The following is a 16,566-nucleotide window of genomic DNA, read 5'->3' as shown; positions in this document are numbered from 1 at the left end:
CGAAGCCGCGGCCGAGCTGGACTTCGTGCCCAACCGGGCCGCGCAGCTGCTGCGGACTCCAGGCGGCGCTCGCCGGTGAGCACGCGGCGATGTACGGCGTGGGCGTCGCCGGCGGCAAGCTGAGCGGCGCACGCTTCCGGGCGGCGACCGACAGCTACGAGCAGCACCGGCGCAACCGCGACCGCCTGTCGCAGCTGATCGTCGCGGCCGACCAGACCCCGGTCGCCGCCGAGGCGGCGTACGACCTGCCGCAGGTGGTCTCCAACGCGGCGACGGCCTCGGCGCTGGTCCTGCTGATCGAGCGCCGGCTGGCCGCCGTGTACGGCGACCTGGTCGAGGCGGCCGAGCAACCGGCGGTCCGGGCCTTCGCGATCCAGAGCCTGCTGGCCACCGCCAGCGCCCAGCTCGCCTGGGGCGGAGCGCCGGTCGCCTTCCCCGGCGATGTCTGATGGCCAGACGCACTTCACCCTGTCCGTGCGGGCTCGGCGCCTCGTACGCAGACTGCTGCGGCCCGCTCCATGACGGCGGTACGGCGACCACCGCCGAGCAGCTGATGCGCTCGCGCTACTCGGCCTTCGTCGTCGGCGACACGGCGTACCTGCTCCGCACCTGGTCGGCCGCGACCCGTCCAGCGGAGCTTCAGCTGGATGAGGACATCCGCTGGACGGGTCTCGAGATCCTCGGCACCACCGACGGCAGTCCGTTCCACACCGCGGGCACCGTCGAGTTCCGGGCCAGTTACCGGCTCGGCGGGCGGACGGGCCACCAGCAGGAGAACAGCCGCTTCGTGCGCGAAGACGGCGCCTGGGTCTACGTCACCTCCGTCGGCGCCACGGACCGGTGATCGCGTACGTGATCCCCGGCGTGTAGACGTTGAAGAACATGGTCCGGCCGTCGGCGGAGAAGCCGGCGCCGGCCAGCTCGCCGAACTCGGGGTCCTCCGGGGTGCCGTTGTTGACCCGGTTGCGGGCGAACTTGAACACCTCGCCGTCCTCGGTGGTGCCGAGGATGTGCTGCTCGCCGAGGCCGTCCTCGCACATCATCAGGCCGCCGTACGGCGACATCGTGATGTTGTCCGGGGCGTCGAACTCCGGGTCGTCGGAGCCCGGCGACGGCCGGGTGAAGATCACCTCGAGGCGCAGCGTCTGCTTCCGCGGGTCGTAGCGCCAGACCTGGCCGTCGTGGTCGACCTTCGGGCCGAGCTCGGTCCGGGCGAACGACGAGACGAAGTACACGCAGCGGTCCCGGGCGCCCCACCAGCAGCCTTCCAGCTTGTAGCCGCCGGTGATCGGCTTGCCGTAGTCCTGGGCGCGGACCGACTGCGTGGTCGCCAGCGGGTCCGGCACCTTGAGCCACTGCACACCGCCGAACTGGGCCCCCGCCTCCTGGACGACGGACAGGTCCGGCAGGCCCGGGATGTGCATCGCCTGCAGCTCCCCGCCCGCCCGCAGCGAACCCCATCCACCGCGCGGACGGTTCGGGAGGAACCGGTAGAACCCGCCGAGCGGCGCGACGAACGCGTCCTCGGTCTCGTACACGATCCCGGTCGCCGGATCGACCGCGACCGCCTCGTGCTGGAACCGGCCCATCGCCTTCAGCGGCGTCGGGTCCACGTTGCGGCGGTCGTCGTACGGGTCGACCTCGAAGATGAAGCCGTGGTCCTTGGTGTAGCCGGTGTCGCCGGCCTTGGCCTCGGTCTCCTCGCAGGTCAGCCAGGTGCGCCACGGCGTGATGCCGCCGGAGCAGTTGATCGCGGTCCCGCCGAGGCTGACGAACTCCCGGTCGGTGTGGTTGTGCTTGTCCACCACCAGCGTGCTGGTGCCGCCGGCGGCACCCGGGTCGTAGGTGCGCTCCGGCGGCGCGACCACCTTGATGGTGGCGGTCGGGCTGCACTCGTGATTGCGGACCAGGCGCGAGCCGCCGTCCCGGTCCGGGAAGGCGCCCATGCCGTCGAACCGGCTCGGCGTCTTCAGGCCGTCGGGACGGACGGTGCCCTCCCGGGACAGGATCTTGTAGCTGAACCCGCGGGGCAGGTCGAGCATGCCGTTCGGGTCCTCGATCAGCGGGCCGTAGCCGAGCTTCGGGCCGGACGTGCCGAGCGCGGGCTGGGCGGTGTAGAGCGCCTCGACGGAGCCCGCGACGCTGACCGCGACACCCGCCGCGGCCGCTCGGGCGACGAACTGCCGCCGGGACAGGGGATTGTGCTCAACGGACACGGTGGGTGGCCTCCTCGTGGGCGGAAAGGATCTGCCGGTCATCGATGAACGTACGGTGAACGACAGACAACGACAAGGCGAACCGCGCGCCGTGGCACCCGCGACTTTCCGCGTCGCGGGTGCCACCTCCTCCCCAACCCCCAGCGAAGCGCGGGAGATTTTTCAACCGACTACTGGTAGCAGGGCTTCGAGAACTCGTGCGCCTTCGCCGTCTTCCCGGTGAAGAAGTCCCGCTCCACCGTGACGCCGGTCGGCGCCGCCGGGTCCACCTTGGAGATGATGCTGGCCCGGAACACCCGGTCGTTCGGGTCGCCGGAGAACCGGCCCGCCTCGGCCGGCAGCATCCCCTCGTAGTCGACCGTCTCCAGCGACTTCACCGCGTTCAGCAGTCCGGTCCGGGTGAGGTCCTTCGCGTCGACCGCCTTCTGCAGCGCGGCCTTCAGCGGGTACGACCAGACCCAGCCGGCCGTGTAACCGTCGTTCGGCGCCGCCCGGAACGTCGCCTGGTCGATCGACTCGGCGAGCGCCTTGTGCCCGGGCGTGTTCGCGCCGTACGGCGCCCACGGCCCGGACTGCCGGTAGAGCGCGGTCAGCGCGGGCGCGGCCGGGCTCTTCAGCAGCGCCGGGTTCCAGGTCGGGCTGGTGCCGATGAACTGGCCCTTGAACCCGTTCTGCGCCGCCCCGCCGACGATCGTGGCCGCCTCGGTCGGGCCGGTGGTCAGGATGACCAGGTCCGGCTTGGCCGCGACCAGCTTCTGGATCGCCGCGCCCTGGTTCTCCTGCCCGGGCGCAGTCGGGATGTCGGTGAACGTCAGCCCGTTGGCCTCGGCCGCGATCTTCGTCCCGGCCGCGGCGTCGTCGCCGTAGTCACCCGGGAAGTGCACCGCGGCGACGCTCTTCGGCTTCAGCGTCTCGACCGCGAAGTCGACCGAGTTCATCGACTCGAAGCAGTAGTTCGTGCCGGACTCCAGGATCACGTCCTCGAACGCCCACGCCGACGTCCACGACGCCGGCACCCCGACCATCCCGGTGGACTTCAGGTCGCCCAGGATCGCCGCGGTGGTCGGCGAGCCGAGCGTCTGCGCCAGCCCGAGCACGTCGGGCTTGATCTCGGCGTACACCTCGTTGTGGATCTGCGGGTTGTACTTGTTGTCCTTGGTGTACTTCGACACGTCGACCTCGAAGGCGCCGATCCCGCCGGCCTCGTTGACCCGCTTCCAGAACGCCTTCTGGCTCTCGGTGATCGGGACCCCGAGCGCCTTGAACGGGCCCTCGGTGAGGTCCGAGATCGAGCCGAGGTAGATGCAGCCCTTGGACGAGTCGACCGCGGCCGGGCACGGCTCGGAGGTGACGCCGACGTCGAACTTGACCCCCGAACTGCCCTCCTGGGCCTCCGGGGCGTCGTTGCGGCACCCTGCGACCAACACCAGCGCCGCCACGACGGCGACGGCGATTCCCCTGTGCACGCTCATCGATACTCCTTCAGTGCGAGAACGGCCACGACTTCCAGTAGGTGCGGACTCTGATCCAGATCCCGAACAGCCCTCGCGGCTCGAAGATCAGAAAGCCGATGATCAACAGGCCGTAGAGGATCGTCTCGACCTGGAAGACCGTGATGCCCCCGGCCGTGGAGCTCGCGCTGATGAACGGCAGCACGGCCGGAAGCTCGCGGGTGACCCGCGGCAGCAGGGTGATGAACAGCGCGCCGAGCACCGATCCGGAGATCGTCGCGACACCGCCGATCAGCACCATCGCGATGTACTGCACCGACATGCCGAGGTTGAACGACCCCGGCTCGACGAAGCCGATCATCACGTACAGCAGCGCGCCCGCGACGCCGGCGTAGAACGACGACACCGCGAACGCGATCATCTTGTACCGGGTCACGTCGACCCCGATCACCTCGGCGGCCAGGTCCCGGTCCCGGACGGCGGCCAGCGCCCGGCCGATCCTGGACCGGACCAGGTTGCGGGCCAGCACGCCGAAGATCACCAGCAGCACGAGCATCAGCAGGTACAGCTTCTGCGCCTTGGTGAAGCTCGCGCCGTCCACGGCGAACTGGAACCCGAACAACTCCGGTACGGCGGCCGGCCGCCCGACCCCGACTCCCCCGGTCAGCTCCCGCCAGTGCTTGAAGATGTGCTCCCCGATGAACACCAGCCCGAGTGTCACCACGGCCAGGTACAACCCCCGCAGCCGGGCCGCCAGCGGCGCGACGATCAACCCGGCCAGCCCGGCGACCAGCCCGGCCGCGAGCAACCAGATCGGCAGCGAGGTGATCCCGAACCCGATCAGCCGGGTGCTGTCCGGATCACCCGACAACGCCGCCGCGGTGTAGGCCCCGATCCCCAGGAAGAACGCATGACCGAGCGACACCTGGCCGCCGTATCCGGTGACGATGTTCAGCCCGATCGCCCCGATCGACGCGGCACACGCAGTCGCCAGCACGACGAGGAGGTCGTCGGTCAGCAGGAACGGCAACAACACCGCGAGGACCACGAGCACCCCCGTCCACATCCGCTTCGCCGGCGTGTTGAGCAACGACATGTCCTGCTTGTAGGACAGGTAGAGCAGGGGCCTTCCGAGTGAGGTGGTCATGGCTTTTGTCGCCTCGCCTCCGAAACCGGGGATTGTCGGTCCCGGCTGATTGGGTAGACGGCATGTCCCGATACCGGCTGTGCCCCACTCCCGCGCAGGAAGCTGCCTTGCTGGAGCAGTGCAGGCACGCCCGGACCATGTGGAACCTGGCGCTCGAGCTGTGGTCGATGTGGACCCCCGACAGGGGACCGACACCTGGGTACGTCGAGCAAGCCAGGCAACTCACCGAGGCCAGGGCGGCATTCGGGTGGCTTCGAGCAGGGTCGCAGACCGTGCAACAGCAGGCCCTGCGGGACTTCGCCCAGGCTGTCAAGAACTTCTATGCGCGCACCCACCGGCGCCCGAGCTGGCGCAAGGCCGGGCTGCACGAAGGATTCCACATCGTCGGTTCCCAGGCCCGTCGTGTTGAGCCGTTGAGCCGGAAGTGGGCGCGGGTGCTGGTGCCCAAGGTCGGCTGGGTGCGGTTCCGGCTGTCCCGCGCGCTGCCCGACGCGAAGTCGTACCGGGTCACTCGCGATCGGGCGGGACGCTGGCACCTCGCGTTCGCTGTCGTGCCGGAGCCGATCCCTGCACCCGGCACGGGTGATGTCGTCGGCGTGGACCGCGGCATCGCCGTGTCGGCCGCCTTGTCGACCGGCGACCGCCTGAACTGCCCCAGCCTGTCGGAGCGCGAGCAGGAACGGCTCAAGCACCTGCAGCAACGCCTGTCCCGGTGCCGCCGCGGTTCGAACCGGCGCCGACGGGTGCAGATCGCGATCGCCAAGCTGTACGCCCTGGCCGGGGACCGCCGTAAGGACTGGGTCGAGAAGACCAGCACCAACCTCGCCCGCCGCTTCGACCTGATCCGGGTGGAGGACCTGCGTGTCGCCCAGATGACTCGCCGTCCGAAGCCGAAGCTCGACCCTGAACGACCAGGCACCTACCTGCCGAACCGTCGCCGCGCCAAAGCCGGGCTCAACCGCGGCATCCTGGCCAACGGCTGGAGCCTGCTCGTCCAGCGCCTGGAGCACAAAGCAGCGGGACGGGTCGAAAAGATCAATCCCGCGTACACGTCGCAGACCTGCAGCGTCTGCGGGCACCGCGCGCCAGAGAACCGAGAGAGCCAATCGGTGTTCCGGTGCGTCGCCTGCGGGAATCAGGCGAACGCGGATGTGAACGCGGCAGTCAACATCGCGGCCGGACGGGCCGTCAGCGCACGCCGAGAGACGCCCGCATGGGTCTCGCCGAAGCGTGAACCTCAACACGCTACCTCCGCGTAGTAGTTGGAATCCCCGCCCCGGCGGGGAGGACGTCAAATCCGCTCCACCTCTCTGGTGCCGAACAGGCCGTAGGGTTTGACCAGCAGGACGAGGAGCATCAGGAGGTACGGCACGACCAGGAAGAAGTCGCCGCCGAAGACGGGATGCAGGTTGTCGCCGTAGCTGCCGACGAGTGCCTCGACCACCCCGATCGACAGGCCCGCGATCACTGCCCCGCCGAGGGAGTCGAGACCGCCGAGGATGATCACCGGCAGCGCCTTCAGCGCCGTCAGCCAGAGGTTCTGCTCGAGCCCGATCCCGGTCGACAGGAAGACCCCGGCCAGCGCGGCGAGCGCGGCCGCGAGCGCCCAGGACAGCGAGAACACCCGGCCGACCGACACCCCCTGCGCGAGCGCGACCTCCTGGTCCGACGACGCCGCCCGCATCGCCAGCCCGGTCCGCGACCAGCGGTAGAACGCGAACAGCGCGGCCACCACGATCAGCGTCGTCACCAGCGTGGCGAGGTGCCGCTGGTCGATCTTCGCTCCGAGCAGGTCGACCTGCTTCAGGCCCCACGGATCACCCATCTGGCGGATGTCCAGGCCGATGAAGGAGTTCACCACCGTGCGGATCACGATGTCGACGCCGAGTGTGATGATCGCGATCACGAACACCGGCTTGCCGATCATCGGCCGCAGCGCCAGCCGTTCCACGCCGGCGCCGAGCAGCGCGGTGAGCAGCAGCGCGACCAGGACGGCGAGGAAGAAGTTCATCTCCAGCACCAGGTAGCCGACCAGCAGCGCGCCGGTCATCATGAAGGCCGGCTGGGCGAAGCTGATCACCCGCATCGACTTGTAGACGATCACGAAGCCGAGCGCCAGCAGGGCGTAGATCGCCCCGTTGCCGAGACCGCGGACGACGGTGGCGACGAATTCGTTCACCGGGCGCCACCCCCGGCGTACATCGAGTCGACCAGGCCGGCGAAGGTGTCGGCGACCGCCTTGCGCTTCACCTTCTGGGTCGCGGTCAGCTCGCCGTCCTCGTGGTCCAGCAGCTTCGGCAGCAGCCGGAACGACCGCACCTGCTCGACGGTGGCGAACCGCGCGTTGACCTCGTCCACGACGCCCTGGACCAGCGCGACCACCTCGGGTTTCGCGGACAGGTCGCCGTACGTCGAGTAGGGCAGCCGGTGCAGCTGGGCCCAGTGGCCGACGGTGTCCGGCTCGATCCCGATCAGGGCGGTCAGGAACTTGCGCCGGTCGCCGATCACCACCGCCTCCTTGATGTACGGCGACGCCTTCAGCGCGTTCTCGAGCTCCGACGGGGCGACGTTCTTGCCGCCCGCGGTGATGATGATGTCCTTCATCCGGTCGGTGATCCGCAGGTGCGTGCCGTCGACCCACTCCCCCACGTCGCCGGTGTGCAGCCAGCCGTCCGCGTCGATCACCTTCGCGGTCGCCTCGGGGTCCTGCCAGTAGCCGGCGAAGGTGCCCGGATGCCGGGTGAGGATCTCGCCGGTGGTCTCGTCGATCTTCACCTCCACGCCCTGGTGCGGCTCGCCGACCGTGCCGACCTTGACCCGGCCCGGGCGGTTGGCCGTCGCCACTGCGGTGTTCTCGGTCATGCCGTAGACCTCGTGCATCGGCAGGCCGAGGCCCATGAAGAACCGCAGGACCTCGGGCGCGATCGGCGCGGCCCCGGAGGCGGCGTACCGGACCTTGCGCAGGCCGACGCGGTCCTTCAGCGCGCGGTAGCAGAACAGCCAGCCGATCGCGTAAACCGCTTTGGATACAGGGGTATGACGTCCGCCGTTGGCCGCGAGGACGCCGCCGATCCAGTCGGCGCGGCGCAGCCAGTAGCCGCCGATCACGCGCTTGACCGGGTCCGCGGACCCGATCCGGATCTGCACCCCGGCCGCGATCTTCTCCCAGATCCTGGGGACGCCGAACAGGATGGTCGGCTGCACCTCGTGCAGGTTGGTCGCGACGGTCTCGATCGACTCGGCGAGGTGCACGCAGACACCGGCGCCCGCTCCGAACCAGCCGCTGAAGATCCGCTCGGCCACATGGCACAAGGGCAGGTAGGACAGCACGCTGTCGCGCGGTGACGGCGGCGGCGCGGTGAAACCACCGCGCTCGACCAGTTCCTGGATGGCGAAGTCGACGTTCGCGGCGGTCAGCATCACGCCCTTCGGCGGGCCGGTGGTGCCGGAGGTGTAGATCAGCGTGACCACGTCGTCGGCCTGTGCCGCTTCCATCCGGTGTGCGATCGCGTCCGGGTTCGCCTCGCGGTGCTCGTGGCCGATGGCAAGGAAGTCGGGCCAGGCGATCAGCCGCGGGTCGTCGTACCGGTACCGGATGCCGCGCGGTTCGACGTACACGATGTGCTTCAGGTCGGGCAGGTCGTCGATCGCGAGAGCCTTGTCGACCTGCTCCTGGTCCTCGGCGATCAGCACCTTGGCGCCCGAGTGCCGCAGCAGGTAGCCGACCTCGGCGACCGGGTTGGTCGGGTAGAGACCGACGGTGGCAGCGCGTACGGCGACCGTGCCGACGTCGGTGTAGAGCCACTCGCGGCGGTTCTCCGAGTGGATCGCCACCCGGTCGCCCGGCTCGATGCCGAGGGCAAGCAAGGCGTGGCCGACGAGCGCGGCGGTGTCCCAGTACTGCTCCCAGCTGACCTGCTGCCAGATGCCCAGATCCTTTTCCCGCAAGGCGATCACGTGCGGCGTCGTCCGCGCCCGGTCCCGGACCCTGGTGGCGATGGTCGCGGTCATGACCGGTCCACCTTGTGCTCCTCGCCCAGGTAGGCGCGGACCACCTCGGGGTCGGTCGCGACCTCCTGCGGCGTCCCGGTGCGGATCGGCTTGCCGAAGTCGATCACCATGATCCGGTCGGCCAGATCCATCACCAGGCCCATGTCGTGCTCGACCATGATCATCGGCAGGCCGAGCTCGTCGCGGATGTCGAGGATGAACCGGGCCATGTCCTCGGTCTCCTCCAGGTTCATCCCGGCGACCGGCTCGTCCAGCAGCAGCAGCTTCGGCTCCGACGCCAGCGCCCGGCCGAGCTCGACCCGCTTCTGGACGCCGTACGGGAGCAGGCCGACCGGGAGCCGCCGCCACTGCGCGAGCTCGAGGAAGTCGACGATCTCCTCGACCGCCCGCCGGTTCGCGCGCTCGTTGCGGCGGGCCTTGCCGAGCCACGCGAGCGCGGCCAGGACGCCGTACGGGTGATGGTGGTGCCGGCCGAGCATCAGGTTGTCCAGCACGGTCAGGTTCGAGAACAGCTCGATGTTCTGGAAGGTACGGGCGATGCCGAGCCGGGCGATCGCGTGCGGGCGGCGGCCGAGCAGGTCCTGGTCGCCGAACCGGACAGTCCCGCGCTGCGGCCGGTACACACCGGAGAGCACGTTGAAGATCGAGGTCTTGCCGGCGCCGTTCGGGCCGATCACCGCGAACAGCTCGCCCGGGTTCACGGTGAAGCTCACGCCGTTCAACGCGGTCACGCCGTCGAAGGTGAGGACGACGTCCGCGAAGCTGAGCACCGGGGTGGACGCCTGCGTGCTCTCGCTCTGGCGTGCCTCGGTCGCGGTCACGACAGCCACCGCTTCCGGCGCCGGTAGTGCTTCACGTCGCGGAACGACTTCGCCGTACCCTCCGCGCCGAGACCGAGGTAGAACTCGCGGACGTCGCCGTCGGCCAGCAGGTCCGCCGCGGGCTTGTCCATCACCATCGCGCCGTTCTCCAGCACGTAGCCGTGCTCGGCGATCGACAACGCCATCGCCGCGTTCTGCTCGACCAGCAGGACCGTCGTGCCCTGCTGGTTGATCTGCACGATCACGTCCCGGATCTGCCGCACGATCATCGGCGCCAGGCCGAGGCTCGGCTCGTCCAGCAGCAGGTACTTCGGGTCCGACATCAGGGCCCGGCCGATCGCCAGCATCTGCTGCTCGCCGCCGGACAGGTAGCCGGCCAGCTTGCGGCGCCGGTCGGCCAGCACCGGGAACAGCTGGTAGGTCCGGTCCAGGTTCCGCCGGATCGAGCGCGGGCTGACGTGGCCGCCGATCCGCAGGTTCTCCTCGACGGTCAGGTCGGCCAGGATCCGCCGGCCCTCCATCACCTGTTTGATGCCCAGGGCAGCGATCCGGCTGGCGCCGTAGGTGTGGATCGGCTCACCGTCGAGCGTGATCGAGCCGCGCCGGACCTCGCCCTCGTGCACGTCGAGCAGGCCGGACAGGGCGCGCAGCAGCGTCGACTTGCCGGCCCCGTTCGCCCCCAGCAGGGCGACGATCCGCCCCTGCGGGACCTCGAGACCGACCCCCCGCAGCACCAGCATGACGTCGTCGTAGACGACCTCGAGGTTCTTCGCCGCCAGCATCCGGCCTCCCGGATCCCCGAAGGTTCCCAACCACCGTCCTGGCGAGTGAGTGTGACATCCCAACTGACGAGTAGGAAGACCTCGCAGGCCGAAAACCGGACACCACACCCAACCGTGACGAATCGTCAGGTGTAAAACCAGCTATGCAACTGGTATTACAGCGAACGAACCCGGTTGGCAAGCAGGGCGGGGCCGGCGTCGCAGCGCGCGCCGCGGTGGGATCGTCCGGGCTGAGGGAGGTTCCCGACCCGGACGGGCAGTCAGTCTGGCTGGATGAGCGCCGAACTCGGTCTGGGACTGACAAGCCTGTTCGTGGTCGTGCTGGTGGCGGCGTTGACACCTGTGATCGTCGGGTTGTTCGGCCGGTTGCGGATTCCCCAGGTGGTGGTGCTCATTCTCGGCGGGGTGGTGGTCGGGCCGGAGGTGCTCGACCTGGCCGACCCGGACAGCATCGAACTCCTCGCGAACGTCGGTCTGGGGTTCCTGTTCCTGCTGGCGGGCTACGAGCTCGACCTGGCGGTCTTCCGGCAGCGAGCCGGCAAGCTCGCGGTCGTCGGCTGGCTGGTCACCACGGCCCTGGCCGCCGCGGTCGTCGCGGCGCTCGCTGCGCTGGGAGCTGTGCGGGCGTTCGTGCCGGTCGCGCTCGCACTGACGACGACGGCGCTCGGAACGCTGTTGCCGATCCTGCGGGACCACAACATGCTGCGCGGGTCGTTCGGCGCCTACGTGCTGGCCGCCGGGGCGGTCGGGGAGTTCCTGCCGGTCGTGGCGATCGCGATCTTCCTCGGGTCGCACGGCCGGTTCATCGGGCTCATCTCCCTGCTCGCGATGGGCGTCCTCGGGCTGCTGCTGAGCCTGGCTCCCCGGCTGGGTCGCGGCGGGAAGATCGCGCGGATCCTGTCCCAGGGGCAGCACGCGACCTCGCAGACGACGCTGCGGTGGACGGTCGCGATGCTGTTGCTGCTGCTCGTCGTCGCCAACGATTTCGGGCTCGACGTCGTCCTGGGCGCGTTCGTGGCCGGCGTCGTCCTGCGCCGCTGGGGACCCGGGACCGGCGAGGCACTGGACCCCAAGCTCGATGCCATCGGTTACGGCTTCTTCATCCCCATCTTCTTCGTGTCGTCGGGGATGAGTCTCGATCTCCGGTCCGTCCTCGAGGCACCTGGCCGGCTGTTCCTGTTCTTCCTGCTGCTGCTCGTCGTACGAGGTCTCCCGACACTGCTGGTGTACCGATCCGCACTCCTCTGGCCGCGTCGCCTCGAGCTCACGTTCGTGGTGTCGACGGCCTTGCCGCTGCTCGTCGCCCTCAGCGAGATCGGACTCGAGACCGGCCACATGCTGCCCGAGAACGCCGCCGCGCTGGTGGGTGCGGGCGTGCTGTCCGTCCTGGTGTACCCGGCGATCGCGGTCGCCATCGACGCCCGGCTCGCCCGCACCCGCGACGCGCTCGACGAGACCCGGCCCTGACGCCGATCAGGTCTCCGCCGCATCCGCCCGGCGGCGCGCGGCCGGGACGTCGGTCGCGACGTGGCTTCCGTTCGCCTTCGCCTGATCCAGCGCCGCGTCGAGGGTGATCGCCGCGTCGATCAGCGCCAGGTGCGTGAAGGCCTGCGGGAAGTTGCCGAGCTGCTCGCCGGTCAGACCGATCTCCTCGGAGTACAGCCCCACGTGGTTGGCGTAGGTGAGCATCTTCTCGAAGATGAGCCGGGCGTCCTCGAGCCGGCCCGCCCGGGCCAGGGCGTCGACGTAACTGAAGGTGCACAGCGAGAAGGTTCCTTCGTCGCCCGCGAGCCCGTCCGGCGACGCGGCCGGGTTGTAGCGGTAGACCAGGCTGTCGGCGACGAGCTCCGCCTCCATCGCGTCCAGCGTGGACCGCCACATCGGATCGTTCGGCGCAATCAGGCCGACCGTTGCCATCCGCAACATCGACGAGTCGAGGACGATGTCGTCGTACTGCTGCACGAAGGCGCCGATCTTCTCGTTCCAGCCGCGTTGCATCACCTGCTCGTAGATCGCGTCCCGGCTGTTCGCCCAGCGCTCCAGCGCGGCCGGCCGGCCGTGTTTCGCGGCCAGCCGGATGGCCCGGTCGAAGGCGACCCAGCTCATCACCCGGCCGTAGGTGAAGTTCTTCTGCCCGCCGCGCGTCTCCCAGATGCCCTCGTCCGTCCGATCCCAGTTGTCGGCCAGCCAGTCGACGATGCCACGCAGCGCGACCCAGCCGTGGTGATCGAGCTCGATGCCGTGCTGGTCCGCGAAGTAGATGCTGTCCAGCGCCTCGCCGAAGATGTCCAGCTGCAGCTGCTCCGAGGCGCCGTTGCCGATCCGCACCGGGCGGGAGCCGCGGTACCCGTCGAGGTGGTCCAGGGACTCCTCGGCCAGATCGGACGAGCCGTCCACGCGGTACATGATGTTGAGCGGCCCGCCCTCTCCCGTGGTCTGCTCGTGCACCCGCTCCCGCAGCCAGGCGCAGAACTCGGCCGCCTCCTGGGTGAAGCCCATACCGAGCAGCGCGTACACGGAGAACGACGCATCCCGCACCCACGTGTAGCGGTAGTCCCAGTTGCGCTCGCCGCCGACCTGCTCGGGCAGACCGGCGGTCGGTGCGGCCACCAGCGCGCCGGTGGGCGCGTAGGTCATCAGCTTCAGGGTGATCGCCGAGCGCTGCAGCATCTCCCGCCAGCGGCCGGTGTACGTCGACGTGGACAGCCAGCCTCGCCAGAAGCTCACCGCGTCGTCGAACATCGCGGTGAACTCAGCGACTCTGATCTCGCGCGGTGGCCCGTCGGCCGCCGACTCCAGCACCAGGCCCCGGGTCTGCCCGGCCGTCATCTCGATGTCGACATGGATGTCGCCGCCGTCGGCCCGCGCCTGCGCGAGCCGCTCGTCATCAGGCTCGCGGACGATGTGCACGGTCAGACTCAGGTCGTCGGTCACGAAGACCGCGCCCGGATCGATCAGCTGCAGTTCGTGCGGCGTGCGGCCATAGTCGAACCGGGGCTGGATGTCCACCTCGAACTTGATCCGCCCGCGCACGCAGCGAACCATCCGCAGGATCCGGTGGTTGTCGGTGGGCTGCTTGCCGCTCGGTGGCATGAAGTCGATGACCTCGCCCACGCCGTCCTGGGTCAGGAACCGGGTGATCAGAATGGCGGTGTCGGGGAAGTACAGCTGCCGGCTGGTGACGTCGGCACCGACCGCGCGGGCCCGGAAGCAGCCGCCGCGCTCGTGGTCGAGCAACGCGCCGAAAACGCTCGGTGAGTCGAACCGCGGGCAGCAGAACCAGTCGATCGATCCGTCGGTGGACACCAGCGCGGCGGTCTGCAGGTCGCCGATCAGTCCGTGGTCGGCGATGGGTGGGTACTCAGGCATCAGGGATCGTCTCCTGTTCGGTTGCGGTAGAGATCGGCGCCGCCGGGCGCGACCTGCTGCATCGTGAAGGCTCGTTCGCGCCGGGTCTCCCGGCTGAAGGCGATCGCCCAGCTGAGCACAGCCCCGAAGCGGTTGCGGAACCCGGTCAGGAACGCGATGTGGATGCCGAGCCAGACCAGCCAGCCGACCCGGCCGCTCAGGTGCACCGGGCCGACCGAGACGACCGCCTGACCGCGCGCGATGTACGCCGCGGAACCCAGGTCGCGGTACCGGAACGGCTTCGGCGGATCGGTCTTGCCGTCCGCCTCGTTCCGGATCCGCTTCGCCGCGTAGTACCCGGTCTGCATCGCCACCTCGCCGACGCCGGGCAGGTCGTCGAGGCTCATCACGTCGCCGACCACCGAGATCTCCGGGTGACCGGGCAGGGTGAGGTCCGGCTCGACCTTGATCCGCCCGGCGCGGTCCTGTTCCGCGCCGGCCGCCTTCGCGAGAACGTCGGCGACCGGCGGCGCCGACACGCCGGCGGCCCACAGCACAGTTCCCACCTCGTACGGCGTACTCGTGCCGTCGCGCCCCCGGACCACCAACCCGTGCTGGTTCACGTCGGTGACGATCGACCCCAGGTGGAGCTCGACGCCGAGGTCGGTCAGCGCGGCGGCGGCCTTGGCGGACAGCTTCGGGCCGAACGGCGCAAGCGGCGCGTCGCCACCGTCGAAGAGCAGCACCCTGGCCTCGGCGGGGTCGAAGTCCCGGAACTGCTTGCTCAGCGTCGACGTGGCCAGCTCACGGATCTGCCCGGCCAGCTCGACCCCCGTCGGGCCGGCGCCGACGAGCGCGAACGACAGCCAGCGCCGGCGCTCCGCGGGGTCGGTGGTCGACTGGGCCATCTCGAAGGCGCCGAAGATCCGGCGCCGGATCAGCAAGGCGTCGGCCAGCGTCTTCATCCCGGGTGCGAACCTGGCGAACTCGTCGTGCCCGAAGTACGACTGCCGGACCCCGGCGGCCAGGATCAGGTCGTCGTACGGGAACTCGATCTCGCCGCCGGTCGGCCGGGTCGCGTGCACGACGCGGGTCTCGACGTCGACACCGGTGACCTCGGCGAGCACGCACTCGATGTTGTGGTGCCGGCGCAGGATCGCCCGCAGCGGCACAGCGATCTGGCCCTCGGACAGCATTCCGGTGGCGCACTGGTACAGCAGCGGCTGGAACAGGTGGTGAGCCGCGCGGTCGACGAGGGTGACCTGCACGGGTCGCCGCCGGAACGCACGCGCCGCGAACAGCCCGGCGAAGCCTCCTCCCACGATCACCACCCGGCGAGGCTCCGACCGATCCGTGGCGGCGCTCCTGGTTCGCAGTCTCATCGATCCACCCCGGGTCATCCGGCCGGGTCGTGCCAGATCACGTCGTGCGGCAGCAGGGCGTCGGCCTCCTTCGGGCCCCAACTGCCCTTGGCGTACGTGACGACCGGGACGACGTCACCGAGCACCGGCTCGACCACTCGCCAAGCTGCCTCGACCGTGTCCTGCGCGGCGAACAGCGCCTGCCGGCCCGCGAGCGCCGCGCCGATCAGGCGGTCGTACGGCCGCTGGTCGGATCCCGGCGCCTCGGCGAAGGTGAGGTCCTCGGCCTGCGGGGTCCAGCCGGCGCCGGGCTTCTTGCCGGTCAGGGTGATGCCGACCTGACTCTCCGGCCAGATCCGGAACCGCAGCTGGTTCGTGTCTGCGGAATGTCCCAGCTGGAAGAAGTCCTGCGGCGGACGGCGGAACCGGATCGCCACCTCGGTCGCGGTGACCGGCATGCACTTCCCGGCGCGGATCGCGATCGGCACGCCGGCCCAGCGCCAGGTGTCGAGGGCGAGCCGGACCGCGACGTAGCTCTCGGTCCGCGACTGCGGATCGACACCGGCGACGTCGTGGTAACCCTCGTACTGCCCGAGCACGGCGTCCTCGGCGGTGAGCGGGCGAAGCGCGCTGATGACCGCGGTCTTCTGCGCCCGCCAGGCGGCGTCGTCGAGGCGGCCCGGCGGGTCGGCCAGGACGCTCGCGAGCACCTGCAGCATGTGGTTCTGCAGGACGTCGCGGATCGCGCCGGTGCGATCGTAGAAGCTGCCCCGGTCGGCGACGTCGAAGCTCTCCGCCATGGTGATCTGGATGCTCTCCACGTGGTCGCGGTTGAGCAGCGGCTCGATCACCGAGTTGGCGAAGCGGGCGAACAGCACGTTCTCCAGCGGGTCCAGGCCGAGCCAGTGGTCCACCCGGTAGATGGCGTCGTCGGGGAACACCTGGTTCATCGTCGCGTTGAGCTGCTGGGCGCTGGCCAGGTCGGTGCCGAACGGCTTCTCGACCATCACCCGGGCCCCGTCGGCCTTGCCCGCGGCCGCGATCCCCTCGGCGATCCGGCCGAACAGCGGCGGCGGCACCTCGAGGTAGAACAGCGCCCGTCCGCCGGCGCCGATCTCGTCGGCCATCGCGGCGTACGTCGCATCGTCGCCGAGATCGCCGTCGACGTAGCGCAACAGGCCGAGCATGCCGGCCGCGGCGGGGGTGGCCGGATCGATCCCGTTGGCCCGCAACGACGCCTCCGCGTAGGCGCGGAACTGGTCGAGTCCCCAGCCGCTCTTGGCCACCCCGACGATCGGTACGTCGAGCACGCCCCGGTCGACCAGCCCGACCAGGGCAGGGAAGGTCTCCAGCTTCGCGAGGTCACCGGTCGCACCGAAGATGACCAGCGCATCCATGTCAGCAGTTGGCATAGAGATTCTCCTGTTCG

14 protein-coding genes are annotated in these 16,566 nt (G+C 69.8%); 4 read left to right on the top strand and 10 right to left on the bottom strand.

Annotation, left to right across the window (positions count from 1 at the left end; all coding sequences use genetic code 11):
• Positions 1-89: 89 nt before the first annotated feature.
• Together ACWCOV_RS35940 and ACWCOV_RS35935 are read left to right on the top strand one after the other, a co-directional pair.
• Positions 90-449, top strand: coding sequence for a DUF4439 domain-containing protein (locus ACWCOV_RS35940; RefSeq protein WP_449833829.1), 360 nt, complete (start codon positions 90-92; stop codon positions 447-449).
• A complete protein-coding gene (locus tag ACWCOV_RS35935) occupies positions 449-844 on the top strand; it encodes a YchJ family protein (RefSeq protein ID WP_449833827.1) in 396 nt (131 codons plus the stop codon). The genes ACWCOV_RS35940 and ACWCOV_RS35935 overlap by 1 nt, the downstream gene beginning before the upstream one ends.
• Here ACWCOV_RS35935 and ACWCOV_RS35930 read toward each other — a convergent pair.
• From ACWCOV_RS35930 to ACWCOV_RS35920, 3 genes are all read right to left on the bottom strand, one after another.
• Positions 816-2,216, bottom strand: coding sequence for an alkaline phosphatase PhoX (locus ACWCOV_RS35930; RefSeq protein ID WP_449833826.1), 1,401 nt, complete (start codon positions 2,214-2,216; stop codon positions 816-818). The two genes, ACWCOV_RS35935 and ACWCOV_RS35930, sit on opposite strands and share 29 nt — an antisense overlap.
• 170 nt (positions 2,217-2,386) lie before the next feature.
• Positions 2,387-3,688, bottom strand: a complete 1,302-nt coding sequence (locus ACWCOV_RS35925) for an ABC transporter substrate-binding protein (protein ID WP_449833825.1) — start codon at positions 3,686-3,688, stop codon at positions 2,387-2,389.
• Between the two features lie 10 nt (positions 3,689-3,698).
• Positions 3,699-4,814 carry a branched-chain amino acid ABC transporter permease gene (locus ACWCOV_RS35920; RefSeq protein WP_449833824.1) on the bottom strand — a complete coding sequence of 372 codons (1,116 nt, stop codon included), beginning with the start codon at positions 4,812-4,814 and terminating at the stop codon, positions 3,699-3,701.
• Positions 4,815-4,876: 62 nt separating this feature from the next.
• Here ACWCOV_RS35920 and ACWCOV_RS35915 point away from each other — a divergent pair, with 62 nt between their 5' ends.
• A complete protein-coding gene (locus ACWCOV_RS35915) occupies positions 4,877-6,073 on the top strand; it encodes an RNA-guided endonuclease InsQ/TnpB family protein (RefSeq protein ID WP_449833823.1) in 1,197 nt (398 codons plus the stop codon).
• Positions 6,074-6,105: 32 nt separating this feature from the next.
• On the opposite strand, the gene ACWCOV_RS35910 is transcribed toward ACWCOV_RS35915, so the two are convergent.
• From ACWCOV_RS35910 to ACWCOV_RS35895, 4 genes are read right to left on the bottom strand one after another with little or no spacing between them, the layout of a single operon-like run.
• Complete coding sequence (locus ACWCOV_RS35910; RefSeq protein ID WP_449833822.1) at positions 6,106-6,993, bottom strand: branched-chain amino acid ABC transporter permease; 888 nt, start codon at positions 6,991-6,993, stop codon at positions 6,106-6,108.
• Complete coding sequence (locus ACWCOV_RS35905) at positions 6,990-8,825, bottom strand: AMP-dependent synthetase/ligase (protein ID WP_449833821.1); 1,836 nt, start codon at positions 8,823-8,825, stop codon at positions 6,990-6,992. Before ACWCOV_RS35905 ends, ACWCOV_RS35910 begins: the two co-directional genes overlap by 4 nt.
• Entirely contained in the window at positions 8,822-9,646 is an 825-nt protein-coding gene (locus tag ACWCOV_RS35900; protein ID WP_449833820.1) for an ABC transporter ATP-binding protein, read from the bottom strand. The genes ACWCOV_RS35905 and ACWCOV_RS35900 overlap by 4 nt, the downstream gene beginning before the upstream one ends.
• On the bottom strand, positions 9,643-10,428 hold the full coding sequence (locus tag ACWCOV_RS35895) for an ABC transporter ATP-binding protein (protein WP_449833819.1): 786 nt from the start codon (positions 10,426-10,428) through the stop codon (positions 9,643-9,645). The genes ACWCOV_RS35900 and ACWCOV_RS35895 overlap by 4 nt, the downstream gene beginning before the upstream one ends.
• A 273-nt stretch (positions 10,429-10,701) precedes the next feature.
• Here ACWCOV_RS35895 and ACWCOV_RS35890 point away from each other — a divergent pair, with 273 nt between their 5' ends.
• Positions 10,702-11,895, top strand: a complete 1,194-nt coding sequence (locus tag ACWCOV_RS35890) for a cation:proton antiporter (RefSeq protein WP_449833818.1) — start codon at positions 10,702-10,704, stop codon at positions 11,893-11,895.
• Positions 11,896-11,901: 6 nt separating this feature from the next.
• Here ACWCOV_RS35890 and ACWCOV_RS35885 read toward each other — a convergent pair whose 3' ends face one another.
• From ACWCOV_RS35885 to zwf, 3 genes are all read right to left on the bottom strand, one after another.
• Entirely contained in the window at positions 11,902-13,797 is a 1,896-nt protein-coding gene (locus ACWCOV_RS35885; protein ID WP_449833817.1) for a glycoside hydrolase family 15 protein, read from the bottom strand.
• A complete protein-coding gene (locus ACWCOV_RS35880) occupies positions 13,797-15,107 on the bottom strand; it encodes an NAD(P)/FAD-dependent oxidoreductase (RefSeq protein ID WP_449833816.1) in 1,311 nt (436 codons plus the stop codon). The genes ACWCOV_RS35885 and ACWCOV_RS35880 overlap by 1 nt, the downstream gene beginning before the upstream one ends.
• Positions 15,108-15,172: 65 nt before the next feature.
• Positions 15,173-16,549, bottom strand: coding sequence for a glucose-6-phosphate dehydrogenase (gene zwf / locus ACWCOV_RS35875; RefSeq protein WP_449833815.1), 1,377 nt, complete (start codon positions 16,547-16,549; stop codon positions 15,173-15,175).
• Positions 16,550-16,566: the final 17 nt, after the last annotated feature.

Source organism: Kribbella sp. NPDC002412, from assembly GCF_053592935.1.
The sequence above is the reverse complement of the archived record's forward strand: the minus strand, read 5'-3'. Positions and strand labels throughout refer to the sequence as shown.

Coding starts and splice junctions, on each gene's coding strand:
- ACWCOV_RS35940 (WP_449833829.1), top strand. CDS start 90: ATGTACGGCGTGGGCGTCGCCGGCGGCAAGCTGAGCGGCGCACGCTTC.
- ACWCOV_RS35935 (WP_449833827.1), top strand. CDS start 449: ATGGCCAGACGCACTTCACCCTGTCCGTGCGGGCTCGGCGCCTCGTAC.
- ACWCOV_RS35925 (WP_449833825.1), bottom strand. CDS start 3,688: ATGAGCGTGCACAGGGGAATCGCCGTCGCCGTCGTGGCGGCGCTGGTG.
- ACWCOV_RS35920 (WP_449833824.1), bottom strand. CDS start 4,814: ATGACCACCTCACTCGGAAGGCCCCTGCTCTACCTGTCCTACAAGCAG.
- ACWCOV_RS35915 (WP_449833823.1), top strand. CDS start 4,877: ATGTCCCGATACCGGCTGTGCCCCACTCCCGCGCAGGAAGCTGCCTTG.
- ACWCOV_RS35905 (WP_449833821.1), bottom strand. CDS start 8,825: ATGACCGCGACCATCGCCACCAGGGTCCGGGACCGGGCGCGGACGACG.
- ACWCOV_RS35895 (WP_449833819.1), bottom strand. CDS start 10,428: ATGCTGGCGGCGAAGAACCTCGAGGTCGTCTACGACGACGTCATGCTG.
- ACWCOV_RS35890 (WP_449833818.1), top strand. CDS start 10,702: ATGAGCGCCGAACTCGGTCTGGGACTGACAAGCCTGTTCGTGGTCGTG.
- ACWCOV_RS35885 (WP_449833817.1), bottom strand. CDS start 13,797: ATGCCTGAGTACCCACCCATCGCCGACCACGGACTGATCGGCGACCTG.
- zwf (WP_449833815.1), bottom strand. CDS start 16,549: ATGCCAACTGCTGACATGGATGCGCTGGTCATCTTCGGTGCGACCGGT.